The sequence below is a fragment of the Sagittula sp. genome (assembly GCF_052825245.1).
The window spans coordinates 73,607-94,578 of record NZ_JBRBWD010000015.1; the positions used below are offsets into that span (position 1 = coordinate 73,607).

Here is a 20,972-nt window from a genome sequence, read left to right on the forward strand (position 1 = left end):
GCGCTTCACGCCACCGTGCGCAGCGCCGCCAGCAGGTCCTGCATGTCCGCAGGCAAAGGCGCCTCGAACAGCATTTCTTCCTCCGTCACCGGATGGACAAATCCCAGCTCGGCCGCATGCAGCGCCTGCCTGTCGAAGGCATCGGCGGCGGCAAAGGCCGCAGGGGAGAGCGCGCTGCCCTTCAGCTTGCGCCGCCCGCCATAGGTGCTGTCGCCCACCAGTGCGTGCCCCGAATGGGCCATGTGCACGCGGATCTGGTGGGTGCGCCCGGTCTCGAGCCGGCATTCCACCAACGCGAGGCATTCCGGCGCGCCGAAGGTCTCCAGCACGCGGGCATGGGTGATCGCGTGCCGCCCCTGCCCGTCGAAGAACACCGCCTGCCGCTGGCGGTCCGTCCTGTGCCGCGCGAGGCCGGAGGTGATCGTGATCCCGCCCCCTGCCCCGGCAGAGACACCGCGCGTGCCCATCAGCCGGGGATCGGCCACATCCGGCACGCCATGCACAACCGCCAGATAGGCCCGGCGCGCCGTGTGCTTCTCGAACTGCTTGGCCAGCCCGTGATGCGCGCGGTCGGACTTTGCCACGACCAGCAGGCCGGAGGTGTCCTTGTCGATCCGGTGCACGATGCCGGGCCGTTTCTCGCCGCCGACGCCCGACAGATCGCCGCCGAAGTGGTGCAGCAGCGCGTTGACCAGCGTGCCGTCCGGCGTGCCGGGCGCGGGGTGAACCACCATGCCCGCGGGCTTGTTCACGACCAGCAGGTCGGCATCCTCGAAGACGATCTCCAGCGGGATGTCCTGCGGGACGACGTCATACTCTTCCGCCGCCGGCACGGCGATCTCCAGCACGTCCCCCTCAGCGACCTTCGCCTTGGGATCGGTCAGCGGCGCGCCCTCGCGGGTCACGGCGCCCTCGGCGATCAGCCTGCCCAGACGGGTGCGCGACAGGGCCGCGGCCTCTGGCACATCGCGGGCAAGGGCCTTATCAAGGCGTTGCGGCGGATCGGCCGCGATGACGACACGAAGGCGGTCCATGGAAACTCCCGAGCCGGAATATCGGCACCCGCCCGGCCTGCGGTTCCTGCAGGCAATGGTGACGGTGCTCATGGTGGTGATGATGGTCGGGATCGTGGGGATCCTCGGCCTGATCTGGCACCGCTATAGCAAGGCACAGGCGCCGCTGCCAGAGGTCATCACCCTGCCCGGTGGCGCAACCGCCACCGCTTACACGCAGGGCGTGGACTGGTACGCCGTGGTGACCGGCGACGACCGCATCCTGATCTTCGACCGGGGCACCGGCAAACTGCGGCAGGAAATTGCGGTCGAACCGGCGGAGTGACTCCGCCCGCGCGGCCCGAGTGCAATCAGCCGAAACTGATACCCACCTGACCGAAGGCACCGAAGTCCGCCTCCACATGGCTGCCCGGCGGGCATTCGAGCGGACGGATGAACGAGCCCGACAGGATCACCTGTCCCGGCCGGATCGACTGACCGTAGGTGCCCATCCGCTCGGCCAGCCAGACGATGCCCATCACCGGATCGTTTAGCACCCCCGCACCCAGCCCGGTCTCCTCGACCTCGCCGTCGCGGCTGACGATGGCCCCCACCCAGCGCAGGTCGACCAGCCGCGGATCGTGCCGCGCCTCCCCCAGAACGATCCCCGCGTTGGCCGCGTTGTCGGAGATCGTGTCGACGATCACGCGCGCCTGACCCGTCGCCGGATCGCTGCGCAGGATGCGGGTGTCGAGGATCTCCAGCGCGGGGCAGACGTAATCGGTGGCGGCGATCACCTCCTCCCGCGTGACCCGGCCCTCCAGCGGCGCCTTCATGACAAAGGCGATCTCTGCCTCCACCCGCGGCTGGATGAAGCGGCCCCCGGGCACCATCCCGTCCGTTTCAAAGGCCATGTCATCGAACAGCACACCGGAATCCGGCGTGTCGATCTTCAGCGCGTCCTGCATGGCCCTCGACGTCAGCCCTATCTTCCAGCCGATCACCTTGCGGCCCTCCACCAGCTTGGCAGTCATCAGCGCCGCCTGCACGGCGTAGGCGTCGTCCATGGTCATGCCCGGATGCTTCAGGGACAGGAGGCCGATCTGGCTGCCCATCTTCTCTGCCTGCAAGAGGGCCGTGGCGGCGGCGTGGATCTCGTCCTCGGTCATTCGTCCTCTACCCCGTTTCTCAGGATTCCGATGCCCTCGGCCTCCACCTCGACCACGTCGCCGGGTTTCAGCCAGACCGGCGGATCGAACCGCGCCCCTGCCCCGGTGGGCGTGCCGCAGACGATCACGTCTCCCGGCACCAGCGTGGTGAAGGTCGAGACATAGTTCACGATGTAGCGGAAATCATACAGCATCCGCGACGTGCGGTCCTTCTGGCGCACCTCGCCGTTGACCCGCGTCTCCAGCCCGATGTCGTCGAGCTGCGCGGGATGGGTGAACGGCACAAGCCACGGCCCCATCGCGGCGGACCGGTCCCAGTTCTTGCCCTGCGTCACGTTGAACTTCGCATGGCGCACCCAGTCGCGGATCGTGCCCTCGTTGCAGAGCGTCAGCCCGATGATGTGGTCATAGGCCGCCTCGCGCGAGATCCGCCGCCCGCCCTTGCCGATAACGATGGCGATCTCGCCCTCGTAATCCAGCTGTTCGCTCTCCGGCGGCCGCACGAGGTTCGCGCCATGCCCGACAAAGGACCGCGGGAACCGGATGAAGAGAGAGGGCTTGCCCGGCGCCTCCTGCCCGTCCTTGTATTCGGCATTGCGGTCGGGGAAGTTGACGCCGACGCAGATGATCTTCTCGGGTGTGCGCACCGGGATCTCCAGCACCGCGTCGGCATGGGCCACGTCCGCCGTCTTCCCCATGGCCGCCTGCGCCAGACCCTTGAGCGATCCCGCCGCGATCACCTCGCACAACCCGGGATGTCCGTCGAAGCCGGTCATCTCGACCAGCCCGTCCTCCTGCCACAGCCCGTATTTCGCCCGGCCCTCGTGGGTGAAGCTGACAAACCTGACCATCACATCCTCTCCGAAATCTCGCGGATCACGTCCGCCGCCATCATCACGTCGTCGCGCGTGCAGTCGAACTGGCCGACCTGGAACCGCACCACCTTGCGCCCGGCGAACATGCCTTGCGTGACATAGATGCGCCCGTCTGCATTGATCGCATCCACCAGCGCCTGTTGTGTCGCATCGTCCCCCGGCCCGCGGAAGGTGAAGAGCGACAGGATCGGCTCCGTCACGATCTCGAAGCCTTGGGCCCGCAGCGCCTCGCACACCTCACCGGACCAAGCGACGTGGTTGCGGATGCGTGCCCGCAGGCCCTCCAGACCGTAGTACCGCAGCATGAACCAGAGCTTGAGGGCCCGGAACCGCCGCCCCAGCGGGATGGTCCATTCCGAATAGTTCACCACCTCCGAGCCGGAGGTCCTGAGGTACTCCGGCTCGATCTTCAGCGTGTCGATCTGCTGGCGCGGGTCCTTCAGGAACTGCACGGAACAGTCGAACTGCGCGCCCAGCCACTTGTGCGGGTTGAACACGATGCTGTCGCAGGCCTCCACCCCCGGCCACATGGCGTCGCGGATTTCCGGGCAGATCATCGCCGCCCCGCCCCAGGCCGCGTCGAGATGCAGGTACAGCCCCTCCTCCCGCGCCACAGCGCCCACGGCCGACAGGTCGTCCCAGGCGCCGATGCCCGTGCCGCCGGTGATCGCGATGATGCCCGCCGGCACATGGCCCGCCGCACGGTCCGCCGCGATGGCCGCCCGCAGCGCGGCGGCATCCACGCCATAGGATGGCGCGCCAACATCCGGCAGCTTCACGAGGTTCTCCTGCCCGATGCCCGCCACCCAGCAGGCCCGGTCGATGGAGGAATGCGCCTGTCCCGAACAATAGATCCGCAAAGACCCCTTGCCCGATAGCCCCTCGCGGTTGCCCGACCAGCCGGTCGCCCGCTCCCGCATGGTCAGCACAGCCGACAGCGTGGCCGACGAGGCCGAATCCTGGATCACCCCGGACCAGCCCTCCGGCAGGCCCACCGCCTGCCGCAGCCACTGGACCATGACGCCTTCCATCTCGGTCGCAACCGGCGAGGTCTGCCACAACATGCACTGCGGCGCCATCACCGTGACCAGCATCTCCGCCAGCATCGAGGGTGGCGCGGCATTGGCCGGGAAGTAGGCGAAGAACCGGGGATGCTGCCAATGCGTCAGGCGCTCGGGCACGACGCGCAGGAAATCCTCCCAGATCGCCTCCATGCCTTCGCCGGCCTCGGGCGGGGCCGCCTCCAGCAAGGCCGCCGCCTCCCCGGGCTGCACATCCGGCCGCACCGGCCGGTCCCTGAGCGTCTTGTGATAGTCGGCCCCGAAAGCCGCCGCCTGCGCGCCCCAGCGCGCAAATTCATCCCAATCCATCTTTCCTCCGTGCAGCGCGCCGCATTTGGCGCACCCTGCCCTTCATCTTGGCCCAAATACCTCGGGGGCGCCGCCGGAGGCGGCGGGGGCAGAGCCCCCCGGGCCGCACCACAAGTGCATCCAGCACCACGCGGCGCACCTGAATGCCCGCAACCACATCACCCTCGGCACCACACATCAACACGCCCGATCCCCGATCATCCTTCCTTCACCGACTCGGCCCAGAGTGGAGGGCGGTAGGGAGGGGGAAACACCGACAAGGCCATTCATAAAGCGTTCACCACGTCGGCCAACCTGTCAGGGCGCCACGATCGGCGTCGCCTTCAGTTCAGCCGCGCGCGGCTCCACCCCGTGGAAAAACGACCCTTCCTCGAACCACGACCGCGGCGCAGGCGCGCCCCAGAGCGTCTGGCGCTGCGGGTCCTTCAGATCCCAGCGGATCGGCTCCAGGTCCGGGTCCACCGTCTGGTAGTCCGAACAGTAGATCTCAATCCGGTGCCCGTCGGGGTCGCGGATATACAGGAAGAAGGCGTTGGAAATCCCGTGCCGCCCCGGCCCCCGCTCGATATTGGAGAGGTAGCCGGTCGTCGACATCAGGTCGAGAAGGTCGATGATGTTCAGCGGGGTCGGCACCCAGAACGCGGTGTGGTGCAGCCGCGGTCCCGTCCCGTTGGTGAAGGCCACGTCGTGCACGCCGCCCTTGCGGTGCATCCACGCCGCCCAGAGCTTTCCGGACGCGTCATCCTCGGTGTATTCCGTCACCCGGAACCCCAGCTTGCCGTAGAAGGCAACGGCGGCATCCACGTCCGGCGCGAAGCAGTTGAAGTGGTCGATCCGCAGCGGCTTCACCCCGTGGTACAGCTTGTACTGCTGGTGGATCGGCGGCAGGCGATCCATCCTGTGATAGAACTCCATCGGCGCGCCGAAGCAGTCCACGGTCCGCAGCGTCCGCCCCTGGTGCGACCGCTCCACCCAGTCCACCGCATGGCCCCGGTCCGCGAACCAGTCATGCGCGCGGTCGAGGTCCTCCTCGGCATAGACCTTGTAGGCCAGGTATTGCACCGCGGGGTTGTCCGTCTTGCGCAGCACCATGCAGTGGTGGCCGCGCTCCTCCAGCGCCCGCAGGCACAGCATGTCGGCGGTCTCCTCCGTCACCTGCAGACCCAGCGTATTCACGTAGAACGCCTTCGAGGCCGCGAGGTCCGTCACCCCGAATTCTACGTGGCTCAGCCGCACGATGTTGAAGGGCGGATAAAGGTTCGGTTCGGGAATCGGCATCTCTCACTCCTCCGGGGACGGCCCGCGCCGCCGCATGTCTCTCTTCCATCGGGACCGGGGGCCGCTCTCCTCAACGCCCCCTCGGTGCCCGTCAGCCGCCCAGCGTGGGGATCCGGTGCTCCGTCGTGGCGAAACAGACGTTCACCGTCTCCATGTAGAAATCGAACGACCAGTCGCCGCCGTCGCGCCCGATGCCGCTGGCCTTCACACCACCGAAGGGCGTGGGCAGGTGCCGCACATTCTCAGAGTTCACCCACATCATCCCCGCCTCGAGGGCCGAGGTCATGCGGAACGCCCGCTCCAGGTCCCTGGTCCAGAGATAGGCGGTCAGGCCGTATTCCGTGTCGTTGGCGATGCGCAGCGCGTCCGCCTCGTCCCTGAAGGGGATCGCCGTCAGCACCGGGCCAAAGATCTCCTCCCGCGACACCGCCATCTCGTTGGTGGCACCGGTGAACAGCGTCGGCGCCACATAGCAGCCGGTCTCGCCCAGCTTCTTCCCCCCCGTGGCGATGGTCGCGCCCTCGGCCACGGCCTTCTCGAAGTAGGACAGCACCTTCTTCTCGTGCACCGGGTGGATCAGCGGGCCGATCACCGTCTCAGGGTCCAGCGGATGGCCGACCCTGATCCGCGCCGCCCGCTCCGCCACCTTCGCGCAGACCTCGTCGTAGACGGTGTCCTGCACCAGCAGCCGCGACGACGACGTACACCGCTCGCCGTTCAGCGAGTAGATCATGAAGACCGCCGCATCCACCGCGCGCTCCAGATCGGCATCGTCGAAGACGATCACCGGGTTCTTGCCGCCCAGTTCGAAATGCACCCGCTTCAGCGTATCGGCGCCCTGCCGCATGATGTGCGAGCCGGTGGCGCTCTCGCCGACGAAGGCCACCGCCCTGATGCCGGGATGTTCGGTCAGCGCACGGCCGCAGTCCTCGCCGAAGCCGTTGACCACGTTCAGCACCCCCGGCGGCAATCCCGCTTCCTCGGCGATCTCCACCAGAAGTCGCGCCGTCAGCGGCGAGAACTCCGCCGGCTTCTGGACCACCGTGCAGCCCGCCGCCAGCGCAGGTGCGATCTTCCACGTCGACAGCATGAAGGGCGTGTTCCACGGCGTGATGACCCCGACCGGCCCGATCGGACGGCGCGAGGTCATGTTGACCTGCCCCGGCGCGTGCAGAGTCTGGCCGTCGCAAGCCTCCGGCGCCTTGTCCGCGAAGAAGCGGAAGTTCTCCGCCCCGCGCACCGCCGCCTTGGACATGAAGCGGATCGCCTGACCGGTGTCCATCGCCTCGACCACCGCGATGTCGTCCGCCCGCGCCACGATGGCATCCGCCACCTTGTGCAGCAGGGCCCGGCGCTCCTTGCCCGGCATCGCCTTCCACTCACCAAAGGCCGCATTTGCCGCCTGCACCGCCGCGTCGATCTCGCCCGCGCCGCCGCGGGCGACCTGCGCCAGCACCGCCCCATCGACCGGCGAGACGGTCTCGAACGACGCGTCCGAGCGCACGTCCCGGCCGCCGATGCGATGCGCCACACCGCCCGAGACGCGCGCCAGCGCCGCCTCCGCCCGTGCCAGATTTCCCGCCAGATCCGCCATCTTCCCGGCCTCCTGCTTCATCTTGGTCCAAATACCTGCTTGCCCGGCCTCAGCCGGTTGCGTTGTCCGCCGCCAGGCGCGCGTGGATCGAGTTCGCCTTCCACGACAGCTCCGGATCGATTTCCCGGATCTCCAGCGAGAGCATGAAATGCGGCGCGGCAAGCTGGTCTGCGCAGACCGCCTCGGCCACCTGGAAGAGCTGCCGCCCGGCCTCGGCCAGCACGTCCTTGTCGCGGCCCGCACCCACCGAAAGTTCCAGCGCGAGGAAGTGGTTGACCACTCCGTGACCCGGGTTCGCGTCGCCCACCATGGCTAGCGAACAGCGGTGCATCTTCACCCGGATACCGCCCAGCGGGAAGACGCCCGTCTCCGCCATGGCGGCGTGCAGCGTCCGCCCCAGCACCTCCATGTCGAGGTGCGCCTCAAGGCCCGCCGAGTATTCGCAACGCAGATGTGGCATGTCATCCTCCCTTTGACACTTAACATGTTAAGTTTTATTCTGCCTGTCAACAGGAGACTTCAGATGCCCGATTTCCCGCTGTCCCAGACCCGCCGGACCCTGCCCATCGCGCTGCTGCGCGCCCGCGAAGCGGTGATGGAGCGGTTCCGCCCCATGCTGCGCGCCATCGACGTGACAGAGGCGCAGTGGCGCGTGCTGCGGGTGGTGCAGGAGATCCCGGGGATCGAACCGACCCGGCTGGCCGAGCAGGCGGTGATCCTTGCGCCTTCACTGACCCGCATCCTGAAAACGCTGGAATCACGCGGACTTGTCACCGTGGAGCGCGCGGCAGAGGACCGGCGGCGCACGCAGGTTCGGCTGGCCCCCGGCGGCGACCGGCTGCTGCGCGAGGCGTCGAGGGAAAGCGCCGCCATCTATGCGACCATAGAACGGGAGCTGGGGGCAGAGGATCTGGCGGCGCTCCTCGACAAGCTCGACGTGCTGCTGACGCGGCTGAACGGGCCCGGGGATGCCGCCGACGGTTGAGTTCAGCCCTTCAGGGACGCCCTAACCGATTGCAGCGCTCCGTCGATGGTTCTTTCCGCTTCGGCGCGGGCATCTCCCAGCACCAGCGCCCCGGCCCGAAGTTTCGACACACCGGAGGCGTCGCAAGGGCACCAGCCGGATGCGTCAGTCAATCCGGATCGGCCGGCGATGTCGCCCGCCATCATCGGAGTGACGAAATTCACCGCGTCCGCCAACAGAAGGCCGGCGTCCGTCTCGATCCGTCCATTCCCAACATCCACCGACAGGACCCGGCCACCTGCGCCCGGCCCGAACCACTCGCAGGACACGCCGGCGCTCAGGGCGGCACGCTTCAGCGCCGGGTCTGCGGAGCCGTCGAGTACGGTCATCCGTGCCTCAGGGCGGTTCTTGGCCAGCCACCGGCCGAGAGTCATCGCGCGTTCCACCGCCACGGACCGGTGGCTAACGTCGGCCGGCAGCCGAAGGACAAGGTGCCCGCGCTCCGGCATTGCGCCCAACGCGGCCATCAGCCGCCGTGCCTCCCGCGCGCTGCCCCAGGCCGCGGGCCATGCGAAGCGGGCGGCGGCGCCGAGCCCGGGGATGTCTTCCGGGCGGGGCATCGTTCCCGGGGCGACGCAGATCCGGTCGAATGCCTCCGAACGGCCGGAGAAGAGGGCGATCCGTGCCGCCCGCCAGTCGATCCCGATCACCTCGTCCAGCAGGACCTCCACCCCATGTGCGCGAAGCGTCTCCAGCGTCACGCTGGCACAGGGTGCGGCAAAGGCTGTGGCCGGAACGGGGGACAGACGGGTCGGGTCGCGTTCGACCAAGAGGACGGACGCCGCGGGCTGCGCGGCCTTCAGCGCCAACGCCATGGCGGCACCCGCAGCACCGCCCCCGACCACCAGCGCCCGCCCGCGCGAAGGCAAGGCCAGCGTCAGGGCGGCGGCGCCTGCAAGGGTCAGCATCGACCGGCGGGTCAGGCGATTGCGTTTCGATGAACCTGTCATCTTGGTGCTCCTCTGGCGGGGCGGGGCCCTGTCATGTCCGCTTTTCAAGAAGTTCGGCGTCGGGATGGATCGGACGGTAGATCTCCACCCGGTCCCCCTCCGCCACGGGTTTGTCGAGCTTCGCCACCGCGCCGAAGATGCCCACCCGATTGACCGCAAGGTCGATCTCCGGGAACTGCTCCAGCAGCCCGGAGCGCTCGATCACGTCGCGCACCGTCGCGCCCTCCGGCACGTCGATGTTGCGCCAGACCTGCGCGGTCGGCTTCGCATAGGCCACGCCCACGTTCATCGCTGTTCTCCTTCCGGTGGGGTCAGCACGCCGGCGGCGATGAACTCGCGCGCTGTCGCGTCGAGCGAACGGGCGCGGGCCGGCGCCTGTGCGCGACGATCCATCCGGCCTTTCAAGGCCAGCAGGACGCCCAGCACGATGAACCCGCCGGGCGGCAGGATCAGGATCAGGAAACCGTCATAGCCGGGCAACACGGTCGTTTCGAGGAACCCGAAACGCGGTCCCAGCAGGACTGCTGCATTGGCGAACAGCGTCCCCGATCCGAGGATCTCCCTCACGGCGCCCAGTCCGACAAGTGCCAGCGTGAAACCCAGGCCCATCATCAGCCCGTCGACCGAGGACGCCAACGGCGCCCTGCGCGAGGCAAAGGCCTCTGCCCGGCCCAGAATGGCGCAGTTGGTGACGATCAGCGGAATGAACAGCCCCAGGACCTTGTGCAGATCGTGCACCCATGCGTTCAGCGCCATGTCCACCACTGTCACGATGCAGGCGATGACGAGAACGAAGGCGGGGATGCGGACCTCTGGCGGGATGAACGACCGCAGCAGCGACACGGCAAGCCCCGAAACCACCAGCACGGCGGTCGTCGCGAGGCCCATCCCGAGGCCGTTGGTGGCGGTTCCGGTGACCGCCAACAACGGGCAGAGCGCAAGCAGCTGGCCGAAGACGATGTTGTTGTTCCAGAGCCCGTCGCGGGCGATCCTGGCGTAGTCGGTCATTGCCCGGCCTCCTTGTCCAGATGTGCAAGCAGCACGTCGCTCTGGCGGGCAAACATCTCCAACCCCCGGTGCACGGTGGCAACCACGGCCCGCGGCGTGATCGTCGCGCCGGAGAACTGGTCGAAGACACCGCCGTCCCGCTTCACCTTCCACTTTTCAGGCAGCGGATCGGCCAGAGAGCGCCCCGCAAACCCGAGGATCCAGCCGTCCTTCGCCACTTCGATCTTGTCGCCCAGACCCGGCGTCTCGGCATGGGACAGGACACGCACGCCCAGCACAGACCCGTCCGGCGCAATCCCGAGCAGCACCCGGATTGCCCCGCCATAGCCGTAGCCGGTCAGTTCGAAGGCGACACCGGTAACCTGCTGCCCCTCGACGGCGAGATAGACGGGGACAGTGCCTTCCACCCCGTCCTCGACCATGCGCTCAGTTGTGCCGGGATCGTTGTCGTGATCCTCAGGCGGCAACACCTGCAGCAGGGAGGCGTTCAGATCCTCCGTCGCGCGGGCCGCAATGGCCGGCCGGGTCAGGTCGTCGGACAGGCCGAGGATCAGCGCCGTCGCGAGCGAGAACGTGCCCAGCATCAGCGCCGGACGCGCAGCCCCCGCGCGCGATACCGAGGGCGAGGCCTTGGGAGAAGCAGGCTCGTGACAACTCATGACCGGTCTCCCAGCGGCAGGGGGTCCCCCTTGCGGGTACGCCCGAAGATCCGTGGCCGCACGTATGTGTCGATGAGTGGCGTGCAGGCGTTCATCAGCAACACGGCAAAGGCCACGCCTTCCGGAAACGCCCCCCAAGTGCGGATGATAAAGGTCAGGCTGCCGATCCCGACGCCATAGATCGCCTTGCCCATCGCCGTGACCGGCGAGGTCACGTAATCCGTGGCGATGAAGAAGGCGCACAGCATCAGCGCGCCAGAGCCGAGGTGCACGGCCGGAGGCGCAAAGTGCAGCGGGTCGATGAGCCAGGCCACGCCGGACAAGACCGCGACGGAGCCCAGCACCGCCAGAGGTGTCACCACGTTGATGATCCGCAGCAGCACCAAGGCCAGGCCGCCGCCCAGGAGCAGCAGCGCCGACGTCTCGCCCAGCGACCCGGGGATGCGCCCGGTAAAGAGCGGCCAGGCCCCGCCCGCCTCGGCCATGATCTCCGGCACCGTCCGCCCGGCGTCGAGTTGGCTCTGCATCGTCCCCAGAAGCGAAGCGCTGCTCATGGCGTCGAAGACCGGCATGCCGCCGAAAGTGACCGCCAGCGCCTGCGCGAGGTCGGGGCCATGCGCCGCGTCGAAGGGGGCGACCCATTGCGTCATCGGCACCGGCAGCGCAACCAGCAGCATCGCCCGTGCGACCATGGCCGGGTTGAAGAGGTTCTGCCCCAGCCCGCCGAACATGTGCTTGGCAATAACCACCGCGATGAAGGCGCCCGTGACCCCCACCCACCACGGCGCCCATGGCGGCAGGGTCAGCGCGACGAGCCAGCCGGTCAGCAGGGCCGAGCCGTCCCTGGCAAAGCGGGCGACGGGTCTGCGCGCCACCCAAAGGCATGCCAGTTCGATCAGGTAGGCGGATGCCACGGTCACGCCGAACAGGAAGATCGCCGGCAGACCGAAATGGTAGAGCCCGAAAGCCGTGGCCGGAGCGAGACAGACCATCACGGCCACCATCGTCCGCGCGACGTTGAACATCGAGTGCGTATGCGGCGCGCTGGCGAGAATGACACTCATTTGGCCGGCTCCCCTTCGGATGACGTGGCCACCGCCTCGGCCGCCTTCTTCGCCGCCATCTCGGCCTTGCGTTTCGCCATGGCCTGCCGCTTCTTCTCGGCAATCGCGTCCTCCCGGGCCGTCCGGGCGGCAGCGAGGCGCTTGGTTTCTTCCTGCTGGTGCTTGCGGGCCGTCCGCTCTGCCAGCCTGCCCTTGGCAAAGTTGAACCCCTGCACCAGCGGGATGTTCGATGGGCAGATGTAAGAACAGCACCCGCAGGACACGCAGTCGAGCAGACCCACGCCGGCTGCACCGTCGAGGTCGTCCGCCTGGATCTTTGCGTTCATTTCGAATGGCGTGAGACCGCAGGGGCAGGCCTGCACACAGGTGCCGCAGCGGATGCAGGGCATGACGTCGGCCTTGCGCGTCTCTGCCCTTGTGAGGGCGAGCACCCCGTTGGTGCCCTTGACCAGCGGCACGCGGCGGTTGGCGATGGGCATGCCCATCATCGGTCCGCCCAGCAAGAGACGGTCCGGCTCCTCCACCAGCCCGCCACAGTGCTCAAGCAGGTCGGCGACCGGGGTGCCGATCAAGACGCGCACATTCGCCGGCCGCCGGATACCCTTGCCCGAGACGGTGACCACGCGGCTGACCAGCGGCTCGCCGTAGCGGACCGCATGATGCACGGCCTGCGCGGTCGCGGCGTTGTGCACGACGACGCCCAGTTCTGCGGTCAGCGCGCGGGCCGGCGTTTCCAGACCGGTCACAACCTTCACGAGGTGCTTCTCCGACCCCATCGGATACTGCGTCGGGACAACCTTTACCCGCAGCTTCAGACCGAGCCCGAGGTTGTGGCGGCGCATCGCGGCGACGGCCTTCGGCTTGTTGGCCTCGATGGCGACGACGATCTCCCCGACACCCAGCGCCCGCGCCATGATGCCCGCACCATCCGCGATTTCCTCGCCGTGTTCCTGCAACAGCCGGTCATCGCAGGTGAGGTACGGCTCGCATTCGGCAGCGTTGATGATGAGCGTCCTGAGCGGATAGCGGTCGCGCAGGTTCAGTTTGACCGCCGCCGGGAAGGTCGCGCCGCCCATGCCGACGATGCCCGCCTCTGCCACGCGGGCGGCGATCTCTTCCGGCGTTGCATCCTCCGGTCGCAGACGCGGGAGGCGATCACCCCAGGTGTCCTGTCCGTCGGTCCGGATGGTGATCGTCGGCACCGGAAGGCCCGAAGGATGCGGGGCGGTGAAATGGCCCACGGCGATCACCCGTCCGGAGGTCGGTGCATGCACGTTGGCCGAAACAGGACCGCGCGCCTTGCCGATCAATTGTCCTTTCAGGACGAAGTCGTCACGCACCACAACCGGTTCCGCCTGCACGCCGATATGTTGCTGCAGCGGCACGCGCACCAGGGGCGGCACCGGCATGGTCTCGATCGCGCAGTCCGCGGTCAGGTACTTGCGCGTCTCCGGATGCACGCCGCCCCGGATGGAGAACAGAGTGGCAGGAGCCAGGAAGGAGCCGAGGTTCAGGCTCATGCCGCGACCTCCGCGCTCGGCAATGCCGGTTTCGACCAGTACCAGCCGCGCAGGGTCTGCGGTTTCGACCTCAGCAGGATCGCCTGCGTCGGGCAGGCTTCGACACAGGCATCGCAGCCGATGCAGGCGTCGGTGACGACGGTGTGGATCTGTTTGGCCGCACCGACGATGGCGTCGGTCGGGCAGCGCTTGAAGCACTTGGTGCAGCCCGTACAATGATCCTCGAAGATGAAGGCCACCAAGGGGACGGCCTCTTCGACCCCGCCCGCGCTGGCAAGGTCCGCGCCCATGATTTCCGCCAGCTTCACCGCGACGTCGCGCCCGCCCGGCGGACACAGCGTCACCCGCGCGCTGCCATCGGCGATGGCATCCGCAGCGCCCCGGCATCCCGGGAAACCGCATTGCCCGCAGTTGGTGCCGGGCAGGACGCTTTCGATTTCATCCACGATGGGCGGTGTCTCGACATGGAAGCGACGGGCGGCCACGCCCAGCAACAGCCCGAAACCGAGACCAAGCGCGGACATGGAAGCAACGGCAGCGATCATCGGAAGTCTCCCCTTTCAGTTGGGAACCAGCCCGGCAAAGCCGAGGAAGGCCATCGACAGGAGGCCGGCAGAGATGAAGGCGATGGGCGGGCCGGCAAAGGTCTGCGGCACGGACATCTCCGCCAGCCGCTCACGCATCCCGGCAAAGATGACGAGGACGATGGTGAACCCGAGGGCGGAGCCGAAGCCGTACAGCAGGCTTTGCGCGAACCCGTGCCCCTCCTGGATGTTCAGGAGGGCTACACCCAGCACCGCGCAGTTGGTGGTGATGAGGGGCAGGTAGATCCCAAGCGCCCGGTAAAGCCCCGGTGCCAGCTTGCGCATCACCGTTTCCGTGAACTGCACGATCGCTGCGATCACGAGGATGAACGACAGGATGCGCAGGAACTGCAGTTGCATGGGGATCAGGATTGCCGTCTCGACGACCCAGCTGGCGGCGGCGGCCAGCGTCAGAACGAAGGTGGTGGCGAGCCCCATGCCCACCGCCGCGTCGATCTGTTTCGACACCCCCATGAAGGGGCAGAGACCGAGGAACTTCACCAGCACGACGTTGTTCACGAGGGCGGTGCCCAGAAGGCTCATGAAGAGGTCCTGCATGGTCAGAGGTCCTTTCCGCGGGATGGCCCGACAGGGCGTTCGGAAGGGGGTCCAGCAAGAGGCGTGCCAAGCTGTCCCGGGCCCCGGCGTGCCCCGCAAGGACGGGCGTTCGCGGGGCCGGCCCGGGGCGCCGTTGTCCCAAAGCCGACAATTTGTCCGGCAGCCGGTGTCGGGAAGCCTGCCCTGCGCTGTCCTTTTAGGGCTGTCCGCGCTTGGCACCGACCTTGCTGAACACTTGGAAACCGGGCCGCACCGCAAGCCTCATCCGTTCTCAAGGACCCGCCCCATGCCACACGCCAAGCTAACGTTCACCGACGTGTCGCTCACCGTGAACGTCCCCGCCGGCACCCGGATCATCGAGATCTCGGAAAAGATCGGTGCCGGCATCACCTACGGCTGCCGCGAAGGCGATTGCGGCACATGCCTGACGTACGTGGAGGAAGGAGCGGAGAACCTCTCGGAACCCTCGGCACTTGAGGCACAGGTCCTGCGCGAGGCGATGGCCGGGCGAAACGACCGCCTCGCCTGCCAGTGCCAGGTGCTGGGCGGCACCGTGAAGGTACGCCCCGGCTGACGCCGTCCCGACATGAACGCTCAACCCTCTGAAACCACGAAAGGAAACCTCCCATGGCCATGTTCATTGTCTCTGATCTCTGCACGTCCTGCGGCGACTGCGAACCCGTCTGTCCGACCGGCGCCATCGTCCCGCAAAAGGGTGTCTTCTTCATCAAGGCCGACATTTGCACGGAATGCGAGCCGGACCACGACATGCCGCAATGCCTGTCCGTCTGCATGGAAGACGGCTGCATCATTCCCGCGGAGTGACAGGTCATGGACGACCGGATGATACGCCGGACCCTGCAGGTGGCATCTGTCGGGGAAGGACGCGTGGCGCTTGAAGCCAAGCGCCTGACCGCCTGCACCACCTGCGCCGCTCGCGCCGGTTGCGGTGCCGGGGCGCTGGCAGAGATGGCGGGCGATGACCTTCTGCGGCTGGAGCTGGACAGCCACGCTCGGGTCGCACCGGGGGACGATGTCGTGGTGTCCATGCCCGCCGGGACCTTCCTTGGCGTGGCGGGGCTGGCCTACCTGTTGCCGCCCGCGGTGCTCGTCCTGGCGGTAGCGCTTTTCTCGGCGCTGGGGCTTTCGGACGGACCGATGGCCCTGCTGGCGGTCCCGGTGCTGGCGGTCTCCTTCCTGCCGCTCTGGCGAGCGGAACGGACAGGGCGCCTGACGGATGACATCCGCATCGAACGCGTGATCCCGGCGGTTCGAAACTGATGCGCGGGCCGCGCCTCTCCCTGCCGGGGCTCGCCGTGCTGAGCGCGCTGGCCCTCTTCGGCACCCTGCGCGCCGCAGAACCGGAGAGCGAGGCGCGCACGACGCTTTATGTCTTTGGCACACTTGTGGAAATCGTACTCTACGGCGTCGATCACCAGACCGCAGAGAGCGCCTTTTCGACCCTGTCACACGACCTTCGGAAGATGCACGCCGAGTGGCACGCATGGCAGCCGGGCGCCCTTGGCACCTTGAACGCGGCATTGGCAGAGGGGCGCACCGCCGAGGTCGGGGACAGATTGGCAGATGTGCTGAGGGAGGGATCGGAGTTGTCGTGCCTCAGCCACGGCACATTCGATCCGGCAATCGGGCGGCTGATCGCGCTCTGGGGATTTCATTCCGACACACCGCCGGAGGACGGGCTGCCCGACCTGGCACGGGTGGACGCGCTGGTGCGTGCGCAGCCGCGCATGGCGGACCTGACGATTGACGGTCGCCGCGTGACCTCGGCCAACCGGGCCGTGCAGCTCGACCTCGGAGGATATGCCAAGGGGGCCGCGATGGACCTTTCGGCGGACCGTCTGAGGGCGATGGGCGTGGAGAATGCGGTGCTCAATTCCGGCGGCGACGTGAACGTGATCGGCACCCACGGAGACCGCCCCTGGCGCGTGGCGATCCGCGATCCGTTCCAATGGGGCGCCGTTGCCGCCGTCTCACTCCGGCCCGGGGAAACCCTATATACATCAGGCAATTACGAGCGCTTTTTCGAACACGACGGCACGCGGTTCGCGCATATTCTCGATCCGCGCGACGGGTGGCCCGTGCGGAACGTCGTGTCCGTTTCGGTGCTGGACGACAACGGAACGCGGGCCGATGCGGCAGCCACGGCGCTGTCGGTCGCAGGGCGCAAGGACTGGCCCCAGGTAGCGGCGGACATGGGCGTCACGGCGGTGCTGATGATCGCTGACGACGGCTCGATGCTTGCGACGCCCGCCATGGGCGCACGGCTGGAGATGATCGGCGGCACCCCTGCCCCGGACATCGTGGCCCTGCCCGCCCCCGTCCCGCCCGACTGCTGAACCCCGGACACGAGACTTCCTGCCACGACCTTCACACCGTTCAAACCACTTCACCCAGAAAGGGTCCGACATGGCCAACATCACCTTCCAGTCCCCGATCATGCACCGGGACAAGACCGTCTATGCCGTTGCAGGCAATACGAAAACCATTCTCGCCGTGGCGAGGGACAACGCCATTCCGATCCCCTTCGACTGCGGCGACGGCAACTGCGGGTCCTGCCTGATCGAGGTCACCTCGCTGGATGCCAAACCGGCGATGAGCATGGCGCTGACCGAAAAGGAAAAGGCCCGCCTGAAGGAACTGCAGAAGATCACCGATGCGGAGATCGCGAATGCGGAAGTCAACGACGTGCCACCGCGGTTCCGGCTGGCCTGCCAGTTCATCGCCCGTGACGAGAACGTGACGGTCCGGTTCCCCGGCACACCCGGCGGCTCTTTCTGAAGGCACGCCGCCGCAGTGCGGCGCGAATTTTCAGCAGACGATACAATTGCTTGAGGGACATACCAGCCATGCGCCCCGCAACGATTGACGCGGCGCAGCACAGAGGACACCCAAGGGCCAAACCTCCCATCAGCGACAGGAGACAGATGATGAAGACCGGAACCAGACTGCCCGACGTGACCTTCCGCACCCGCGTGCGCGACGACAGCATCGAGGGCCCGAACCCCTTCCGCTGGCAGGACATGACCACCGCCGACTACTTCGGCGGCAAGCGGGTGATCCTGTTCTCCCTGCCGGGCGCGTTCACGCCCACATGCTCCACCTACCAGCTGCCGGGATTCGAGGACAACTTTGCCGCCTTCCAGGAGCAGGGGATCGACGCGATCTACTGCCTTTCGGTCAACGACAGCTTTGTGATGAACCAGTGGGCCAAGGCGCAAGGCATTGAGAACGTGAAGGTTATTCCCGACGGCTCGGGTGAGTTCACGCGCCGGATGGGCATGCTGGTGCACAAGGACAACCTTGGCTTCGGCGCACGGTCCTGGCGTTATGCGGCCATCGTCAACGACGGCGTGGTCGAGGCATGGTTCGAAGAGCCGGGCCTGATGGACAACTGCCCGGACGACCCCTACGGCGTCTCCTCGCCGGAGAACCTGATGGCCCACCTGACGCAGGCCGTGGCCGCAGAATAAGCGCCTTTCCGAGGCAAAGACAAAGCCCCGCCCGACCGGCGGGGCTTTTTGCCGCGTATGCGAGACAACCGGCCCCAAAGCCCTGTCATCAACGCAGCGGCCGCCCCGTTAAATACGCCGCGTTAACCGTTTGTTATGGTGAGTCCCGGCCGGTTCGATATCCTGAACCGGCCGTTTGTTAACCTTTCCTGCCGCAGTGCGGCGTGGGCGAATCGGGCGTTTCGCCCCGGATCGGTCCATTGCGGCCCTTTCCCGCCCCGATGGCCCGAAACCGGCGCCGGGGGCGGCTCACGTTTCCGTGAACCGCAGGCATTTTTTCATGCCGCCCCCGGCTCAGAGGCTTTCGGCGTGGGCCTTGAAGTTGTTCAGGATCGCCTGCCAGCCCTCGCGCTGCATCTCGACGGAGTGCTCGGTTTCCGCGTCGAAGACGGTGACCACCTGCGTGCCGCCGTCGACCGGGGTGAAGGTCGTCTCTGCCAGCCGTCCGTCGTCCATCAGGAAACTGGCTTTCTCCTGCGGCACGACCTCCTGGTAGGTGGCCGTGAAGTCGAAGCCGAAGGAGCCGTCCTTCGCCTCCATCCGGCTGCGGTAGGCGCCGCCGGGCCGCAGGTCGACGGAAGCCGAGGGGCAGCACCAGTCGTCGCTGGCAAAGTTCCACCGGGTGATGTGGTCCGGCGTGGTCCAGGCGGTCCAGACGGTCTCGGGCGGCGCGTCCACCTGCGCGGAGATGGTGACTTTTTCGAAGCTCATGTCGGGGTCCTTTCGGTCGTGAGGTCGTCGAGCAGGGTGTCGAGGCGGGTGAGCGAATTGGCCAAGCCGGCCTCCATCCCCATGTCGATCACCGTCTGCAGATCCTTTTCGGAGGCGTAGGCGATGACCGTTCTGACGGTGGTGCGGTCGCCCTCGCCGGTGAAGCGCACGTCCCAGTCGGAGGTCGGCATGTCGGGGTTCACCGCACCGTCCGCGTCGGAAAAGGCATCGCGGGAGGTGTAGCGGTCCTGCGCCTCGATGCGGATGTAGTCGAAGCGGTTCCAGAACTCCGCGCCGTCCGGGTCGACCATGGCGAAGTGCCAGTGCCCGCCATCGGAGAAATCCATGGACTTCGTGCGCGCGGTGAAGGGCTCGGGCGCGAACCAGCGGTCGAGGAGGTCCGCCTCCGAGTGGCAGCGCCAGACCAGCGCCTTCGGTGCCGCGAAGTCGCGCGTGATGGTCAGGCGGTGCGCGGGCATATCCGCCTGGAAGGTAAAGCGCAGGTCAGGTTTCATTCTTGTCCTCCTCCGTGAGGGTCGCCAGCAGGGTGTCGAGCTTGTCGTAGCGGCTTTTCCAGACGTCCCGCTGGGCGTTGAGCCAATCCTCGATGAGCGCCAGTCGTTCCGGTTCCAGCGTGCAGGTCCTTACGCGCCCGGTCTTCTCGGTGCGGATCACGCCCGCGTCTTCCAGCAGCCGCACGTGCTGCAGGAAGGACGGCATGGCCATGTCGAAAGGACCGGCCAGTTCGCTGACCGTCGCGGCCCCGTGGCCCAGCCTTTGCACCACGGCGCGCCGGGTCGGATCGGAGAGCGCGTGGAAAAGCGTATCGAGGGGAGCGGGTTGCTGTTTCATGCCGCTATCCTGCCTCGATTCTTTAGTTAGGTAAATACCTAAGTTTTGATGCCTGACCCGGCGGCAAGGACACACCGGGCCGCTTTGTCGGCTTTTGTCCGACAGCGGGTGAAACCGGACACTTTGTCGGGCGCTGGCACCTGCCCTGCACAGCGGATTGTTCCCAAAGGATTTTCCGGATGGACGCCCGGCTGAAGGGGCTTGGCACAGAGCCTGCTGATCCTTCCCCGAGCGCGGTCGCGCGCCGTCTCGTCCTCGATTGAGAATTAGCAACCAAAGGAAACTCGACATGAGCGAACTTCGTCAGATTGCCTTTTACGGCAAGGGGGGGATCGGCAAGTCCACCACCTCGCAGAACACCCTCGCAGCCCTCGTGGAACTCGGACAGAAGATCCTGATCGTCGGCTGCGATCCCAAGGCCGACTCCACCCGCCTGATCCTGAACTCCAAGGCGCAGGACACGGTGCTGCACCTCGCGGCCGAGATGGGCTCCGTCGAGGATCTCGAGCTGGAAGACGTGCTGAAGACCGGCTTCAAGGACATCAAGTGCGTCGAGTCCGGCGGTCCCGAGCCGGGCGTCGGCTGCGCCGGCCGCGGCGTCATCACCGCCATCAACTTCCTCGAGGAGAACGGCGCCTACGATGACGTGGATTACGTGTCCTACGACGTTCTGGGCGACGTGGTCTGTGGCGGTTTCGCCATGCCGATCCGCGAGAACAAGGCACAGGAAATCTACATCGTCATGTCCGGCGAGATGATGGCGCTTTATGCCGCCAACAACATCGCCAAGGGCATCCTGAAGTACGCCAACTCCGGCGGCGTACGCCTGGGCGGCCTTATCTGCAACGAGCGCCAGACCGACAAGGAACTGGAACTGGCGGAGGCGATGGCCTCCAAGCTGGGCTCGAAGCTCATCCACTTCGTGCCGCGCGACAACATCGTGCAGCACGCCGAGCTGCGCCGCCAGACGGTGCTGCAGTACGCCCCCGAAAGCCAGCAGGCGGAAGAGTACCGCCAGCTTGCCAACAAGATCCACGGCAACTCTGGCAAGGGCGTGATCCCGACTCCGATCACCATGGAAGAGCTGGAGGAGATGCTGATGGAGTTCGGCATCATGCAGTCCGAGGAGGAGCGCCTCGCGGCCATCGCCGCCACCGAGGCGGTCTGAGCGCCCCGCGGGGCGGCGTGCCGCGGCGGCCGCCCCTTTGCGACATGACGTAGGGTGGGCCTTCGG

The 20,972-nt window shown here is 67.1% G+C and carries 27 protein-coding genes; 9 read left to right on the forward strand and 18 right to left on the reverse strand.

Annotated features, from left to right (window positions below; genetic code table 11):
* Positions 1 to 5: 5 nt before the first annotated feature.
* Positions 6 to 1,034 carry an RluA family pseudouridine synthase gene (locus ACU0DV_RS04945; protein ID WP_446241153.1) on the reverse strand — a complete coding sequence of 343 codons (1,029 nt, stop codon included), beginning with the start codon at positions 1,032 to 1,034 and terminating at the stop codon, positions 6 to 8.
* Here ACU0DV_RS04945 and ACU0DV_RS04950 point away from each other — a divergent pair.
* The gene (locus tag ACU0DV_RS04950) at positions 1,033 to 1,338 is read left to right on the forward strand and encodes a DUF6476 family protein (RefSeq protein ID WP_100929820.1); all 306 of its coding nucleotides are present in this window, start codon (positions 1,033 to 1,035) and stop codon (positions 1,336 to 1,338) included. The two genes, ACU0DV_RS04945 and ACU0DV_RS04950, sit on opposite strands and share 2 nt — an antisense overlap.
* A gap of 25 nt (positions 1,339 to 1,363) precedes the next feature.
* Here the strand turns inward: ACU0DV_RS04950 and hpaH are convergent, their stop codons facing one another.
* The 6 genes from hpaH to ACU0DV_RS04980 all read right to left on the reverse strand — a co-directional run bounded on the left by hpaH (position 1,364) and on the right by ACU0DV_RS04980 (position 7,738).
* Entirely contained in the window at positions 1,364 to 2,161 is a 798-nt protein-coding gene (gene hpaH, locus ACU0DV_RS04955) for a 2-oxo-hept-4-ene-1,7-dioate hydratase (RefSeq protein WP_446241154.1), read from the reverse strand.
* Positions 2,158 to 3,012 (reverse strand): fumarylacetoacetate hydrolase family protein, encoded by an 855-nt coding sequence (locus tag ACU0DV_RS04960; RefSeq protein ID WP_370312558.1) that lies wholly within the window; start codon positions 3,010 to 3,012, stop codon positions 2,158 to 2,160. The genes hpaH and ACU0DV_RS04960 overlap by 4 nt, the downstream gene beginning before the upstream one ends.
* A complete protein-coding gene (locus ACU0DV_RS04965; protein WP_446241155.1) occupies positions 3,012 to 4,406 on the reverse strand; it encodes a pyridoxal phosphate-dependent decarboxylase family protein in 1,395 nt (464 codons plus the stop codon). The genes ACU0DV_RS04960 and ACU0DV_RS04965 overlap by 1 nt, the downstream gene beginning before the upstream one ends.
* A gap of 297 nt (positions 4,407 to 4,703) precedes the next feature.
* A complete protein-coding gene (gene hpaD / locus ACU0DV_RS04970; RefSeq protein ID WP_446241156.1) occupies positions 4,704 to 5,684 on the reverse strand; it encodes a 3,4-dihydroxyphenylacetate 2,3-dioxygenase in 981 nt (326 codons plus the stop codon).
* Between the two features lie 91 nt (positions 5,685 to 5,775).
* Positions 5,776 to 7,278 (reverse strand): 5-carboxymethyl-2-hydroxymuconate semialdehyde dehydrogenase, encoded by a 1,503-nt coding sequence (gene hpaE / locus ACU0DV_RS04975; RefSeq protein WP_446241157.1) that lies wholly within the window; start codon positions 7,276 to 7,278, stop codon positions 5,776 to 5,778.
* Between the two features lie 49 nt (positions 7,279 to 7,327).
* Positions 7,328 to 7,738 (reverse strand): 5-carboxymethyl-2-hydroxymuconate isomerase, encoded by a 411-nt coding sequence (locus tag ACU0DV_RS04980; RefSeq protein ID WP_446241158.1) that lies wholly within the window; start codon positions 7,736 to 7,738, stop codon positions 7,328 to 7,330.
* Between the two features lie 63 nt (positions 7,739 to 7,801).
* Between ACU0DV_RS04980 and hpaR the strand changes: the two genes are divergently transcribed.
* Positions 7,802 to 8,263, forward strand: coding sequence for a homoprotocatechuate degradation operon regulator HpaR (hpaR, locus tag ACU0DV_RS04985; RefSeq protein WP_446241159.1), 462 nt, complete (start codon positions 7,802 to 7,804; stop codon positions 8,261 to 8,263).
* 2 nt (positions 8,264 to 8,265) lie between these two features.
* Here the strand turns inward: hpaR and ACU0DV_RS04990 are convergent, their stop codons facing one another.
* The 8 genes from ACU0DV_RS04990 to rsxA are packed head-to-tail and all read right to left on the reverse strand — an operon-like array spanning position 8,266 to position 14,645.
* The gene (locus ACU0DV_RS04990) at positions 8,266 to 9,252 is read right to left on the reverse strand and encodes an FAD-dependent oxidoreductase (protein ID WP_446241160.1); all 987 of its coding nucleotides are present in this window, start codon (positions 9,250 to 9,252) and stop codon (positions 8,266 to 8,268) included.
* Positions 9,253 to 9,283: 31 nt separating this feature from the next.
* Positions 9,284 to 9,541, reverse strand: a complete 258-nt coding sequence (locus ACU0DV_RS04995) for an RnfH family protein (RefSeq protein WP_370312564.1) — start codon at positions 9,539 to 9,541, stop codon at positions 9,284 to 9,286.
* Entirely contained in the window at positions 9,538 to 10,260 is a 723-nt protein-coding gene (locus ACU0DV_RS05000; RefSeq protein WP_446241161.1) for an electron transport complex subunit E, read from the reverse strand. The genes ACU0DV_RS04995 and ACU0DV_RS05000 overlap by 4 nt, the downstream gene beginning before the upstream one ends.
* A complete protein-coding gene (locus ACU0DV_RS05005; RefSeq protein WP_446241162.1) occupies positions 10,257 to 10,919 on the reverse strand; it encodes an RnfABCDGE type electron transport complex subunit G in 663 nt (220 codons plus the stop codon). Before ACU0DV_RS05005 ends, ACU0DV_RS05000 begins: the two co-directional genes overlap by 4 nt.
* Positions 10,916 to 11,983, reverse strand: a complete 1,068-nt coding sequence (locus ACU0DV_RS05010) for an RnfABCDGE type electron transport complex subunit D (protein ID WP_446241163.1) — start codon at positions 11,981 to 11,983, stop codon at positions 10,916 to 10,918. The genes ACU0DV_RS05005 and ACU0DV_RS05010 overlap by 4 nt, the downstream gene beginning before the upstream one ends.
* Positions 11,980 to 13,503: an electron transport complex subunit RsxC gene (gene rsxC, locus ACU0DV_RS05015; RefSeq protein ID WP_100929809.1), complete on the reverse strand. Its 1,524-nt coding sequence runs from the start codon at positions 13,501 to 13,503 to the stop codon at positions 11,980 to 11,982. Before rsxC ends, ACU0DV_RS05010 begins: the two co-directional genes overlap by 4 nt.
* Entirely contained in the window at positions 13,500 to 14,048 is a 549-nt protein-coding gene (rsxB, locus tag ACU0DV_RS05020; RefSeq protein WP_446241164.1) for an electron transport complex subunit RsxB, read from the reverse strand. The genes rsxC and rsxB overlap by 4 nt, the downstream gene beginning before the upstream one ends.
* Positions 14,049 to 14,063: 15 nt before the next feature.
* Positions 14,064 to 14,645, reverse strand: coding sequence for an electron transport complex subunit RsxA (rsxA, locus tag ACU0DV_RS05025; RefSeq protein ID WP_100929807.1), 582 nt, complete (start codon positions 14,643 to 14,645; stop codon positions 14,064 to 14,066).
* A gap of 286 nt (positions 14,646 to 14,931) precedes the next feature.
* Between rsxA and ACU0DV_RS05030 the strand changes: the two genes are divergently transcribed.
* The 6 genes from ACU0DV_RS05030 to ACU0DV_RS05055 all read left to right on the forward strand — a co-directional run bounded on the left by ACU0DV_RS05030 (position 14,932) and on the right by ACU0DV_RS05055 (position 18,136).
* On the forward strand, positions 14,932 to 15,219 hold the full coding sequence (locus ACU0DV_RS05030) for a 2Fe-2S iron-sulfur cluster-binding protein (protein WP_100929806.1): 288 nt from the start codon (positions 14,932 to 14,934) through the stop codon (positions 15,217 to 15,219).
* 53 nt (positions 15,220 to 15,272) lie between these two features.
* Positions 15,273 to 15,470 (forward strand): 4Fe-4S binding protein, encoded by a 198-nt coding sequence (locus ACU0DV_RS05035; RefSeq protein WP_100929805.1) that lies wholly within the window; start codon positions 15,273 to 15,275, stop codon positions 15,468 to 15,470.
* 6 nt (positions 15,471 to 15,476) lie between these two features.
* A complete protein-coding gene (locus ACU0DV_RS05040) occupies positions 15,477 to 15,926 on the forward strand; it encodes a SoxR reducing system RseC family protein (RefSeq protein WP_446241165.1) in 450 nt (149 codons plus the stop codon).
* Positions 15,926 to 17,002 (forward strand): FAD:protein FMN transferase, encoded by a 1,077-nt coding sequence (locus ACU0DV_RS05045; RefSeq protein ID WP_446241166.1) that lies wholly within the window; start codon positions 15,926 to 15,928, stop codon positions 17,000 to 17,002. Before ACU0DV_RS05040 ends, ACU0DV_RS05045 begins: the two co-directional genes overlap by 1 nt.
* A 70-nt stretch (positions 17,003 to 17,072) precedes the next feature.
* Complete coding sequence (locus tag ACU0DV_RS05050; protein WP_100929802.1) at positions 17,073 to 17,444, forward strand: 2Fe-2S iron-sulfur cluster-binding protein; 372 nt, start codon at positions 17,073 to 17,075, stop codon at positions 17,442 to 17,444.
* Positions 17,445 to 17,593: 149 nt separating this feature from the next.
* Positions 17,594 to 18,136, forward strand: coding sequence for a peroxiredoxin (locus ACU0DV_RS05055; protein ID WP_100931004.1), 543 nt, complete (start codon positions 17,594 to 17,596; stop codon positions 18,134 to 18,136).
* A 333-nt stretch (positions 18,137 to 18,469) separates the two neighbouring features.
* Here ACU0DV_RS05055 and ACU0DV_RS05060 read toward each other — a convergent pair whose 3' ends face one another.
* From ACU0DV_RS05060 to ACU0DV_RS05070, 3 genes are read right to left on the reverse strand one after another with little or no spacing between them, the layout of a single operon-like run.
* Positions 18,470 to 18,886 carry an SRPBCC family protein gene (locus ACU0DV_RS05060; protein WP_446241167.1) on the reverse strand — a complete coding sequence of 139 codons (417 nt, stop codon included), beginning with the start codon at positions 18,884 to 18,886 and terminating at the stop codon, positions 18,470 to 18,472.
* Complete coding sequence (locus ACU0DV_RS05065) at positions 18,883 to 19,401, reverse strand: SRPBCC family protein (RefSeq protein WP_446241168.1); 519 nt, start codon at positions 19,399 to 19,401, stop codon at positions 18,883 to 18,885. The genes ACU0DV_RS05060 and ACU0DV_RS05065 overlap by 4 nt, the downstream gene beginning before the upstream one ends.
* On the reverse strand, positions 19,391 to 19,738 hold the full coding sequence (locus tag ACU0DV_RS05070) for an ArsR/SmtB family transcription factor (protein ID WP_370312575.1): 348 nt from the start codon (positions 19,736 to 19,738) through the stop codon (positions 19,391 to 19,393). The genes ACU0DV_RS05065 and ACU0DV_RS05070 overlap by 11 nt, the downstream gene beginning before the upstream one ends.
* Positions 19,739 to 20,027: 289 nt before the next feature.
* On the opposite strand from ACU0DV_RS05070, the gene nifH reads away from it, so the two are divergent.
* Positions 20,028 to 20,906 (forward strand): nitrogenase iron protein, encoded by an 879-nt coding sequence (gene nifH / locus ACU0DV_RS05075; protein WP_100929798.1) that lies wholly within the window; start codon positions 20,028 to 20,030, stop codon positions 20,904 to 20,906.
* Positions 20,907 to 20,972 lie beyond the last annotated feature (66 nt).

Bases quoted from the DNA above. Each gene is read 5' to 3' on its own strand.
- ACU0DV_RS04950 (WP_100929820.1), top strand. From the start codon at position 1,033: ATGGAAACTCCCGAGCCGGAATATCGGCACCCGCCCGGCCTGCGGTTC.
- ACU0DV_RS04945 (WP_446241153.1), bottom strand. From the start codon at position 1,034: ATGGACCGCCTTCGTGTCGTCATCGCGGCCGATCCGCCGCAACGCCTT.
- hpaH (WP_446241154.1), bottom strand. From the start codon at position 2,161: ATGACCGAGGACGAGATCCACGCCGCCGCCACGGCCCTCTTGCAGGCA.
- ACU0DV_RS04960 (WP_370312558.1), bottom strand. From the start codon at position 3,012: ATGGTCAGGTTTGTCAGCTTCACCCACGAGGGCCGGGCGAAATACGGG.
- ACU0DV_RS04965 (WP_446241155.1), bottom strand. From the start codon at position 4,406: ATGGATTGGGATGAATTTGCGCGCTGGGGCGCGCAGGCGGCGGCTTTC.
- hpaD (WP_446241156.1), bottom strand. From the start codon at position 5,684: ATGCCGATTCCCGAACCGAACCTTTATCCGCCCTTCAACATCGTGCGG.
- hpaE (WP_446241157.1), bottom strand. From the start codon at position 7,278: ATGGCGGATCTGGCGGGAAATCTGGCACGGGCGGAGGCGGCGCTGGCG.
- ACU0DV_RS04980 (WP_446241158.1), bottom strand. From the start codon at position 7,738: ATGCCACATCTGCGTTGCGAATACTCGGCGGGCCTTGAGGCGCACCTC.
- hpaR (WP_446241159.1), top strand. From the start codon at position 7,802: ATGCCCGATTTCCCGCTGTCCCAGACCCGCCGGACCCTGCCCATCGCG.
- ACU0DV_RS04990 (WP_446241160.1), bottom strand. From the start codon at position 9,252: ATGACAGGTTCATCGAAACGCAATCGCCTGACCCGCCGGTCGATGCTG.
- ACU0DV_RS04995 (WP_370312564.1), bottom strand. From the start codon at position 9,541: ATGAACGTGGGCGTGGCCTATGCGAAGCCGACCGCGCAGGTCTGGCGC.
- ACU0DV_RS05000 (WP_446241161.1), bottom strand. From the start codon at position 10,260: ATGACCGACTACGCCAGGATCGCCCGCGACGGGCTCTGGAACAACAAC.
- ACU0DV_RS05005 (WP_446241162.1), bottom strand. From the start codon at position 10,919: ATGAGTTGTCACGAGCCTGCTTCTCCCAAGGCCTCGCCCTCGGTATCG.
- ACU0DV_RS05010 (WP_446241163.1), bottom strand. From the start codon at position 11,983: ATGAGTGTCATTCTCGCCAGCGCGCCGCATACGCACTCGATGTTCAAC.
- rsxC (WP_100929809.1), bottom strand. From the start codon at position 13,503: ATGAGCCTGAACCTCGGCTCCTTCCTGGCTCCTGCCACTCTGTTCTCC.
- rsxB (WP_446241164.1), bottom strand. From the start codon at position 14,048: ATGATCGCTGCCGTTGCTTCCATGTCCGCGCTTGGTCTCGGTTTCGGG.
- rsxA (WP_100929807.1), bottom strand. From the start codon at position 14,645: ATGCAGGACCTCTTCATGAGCCTTCTGGGCACCGCCCTCGTGAACAAC.
- ACU0DV_RS05030 (WP_100929806.1), top strand. From the start codon at position 14,932: ATGCCACACGCCAAGCTAACGTTCACCGACGTGTCGCTCACCGTGAAC.
- ACU0DV_RS05035 (WP_100929805.1), top strand. From the start codon at position 15,273: ATGGCCATGTTCATTGTCTCTGATCTCTGCACGTCCTGCGGCGACTGC.
- ACU0DV_RS05040 (WP_446241165.1), top strand. From the start codon at position 15,477: ATGGACGACCGGATGATACGCCGGACCCTGCAGGTGGCATCTGTCGGG.
- ACU0DV_RS05045 (WP_446241166.1), top strand. From the start codon at position 15,926: ATGCGCGGGCCGCGCCTCTCCCTGCCGGGGCTCGCCGTGCTGAGCGCG.
- ACU0DV_RS05050 (WP_100929802.1), top strand. From the start codon at position 17,073: ATGGCCAACATCACCTTCCAGTCCCCGATCATGCACCGGGACAAGACC.
- ACU0DV_RS05055 (WP_100931004.1), top strand. From the start codon at position 17,594: ATGAAGACCGGAACCAGACTGCCCGACGTGACCTTCCGCACCCGCGTG.
- ACU0DV_RS05060 (WP_446241167.1), bottom strand. From the start codon at position 18,886: ATGAGCTTCGAAAAAGTCACCATCTCCGCGCAGGTGGACGCGCCGCCC.
- ACU0DV_RS05065 (WP_446241168.1), bottom strand. From the start codon at position 19,401: ATGAAACCTGACCTGCGCTTTACCTTCCAGGCGGATATGCCCGCGCAC.
- ACU0DV_RS05070 (WP_370312575.1), bottom strand. From the start codon at position 19,738: ATGAAACAGCAACCCGCTCCCCTCGATACGCTTTTCCACGCGCTCTCC.
- nifH (WP_100929798.1), top strand. From the start codon at position 20,028: ATGAGCGAACTTCGTCAGATTGCCTTTTACGGCAAGGGGGGGATCGGC.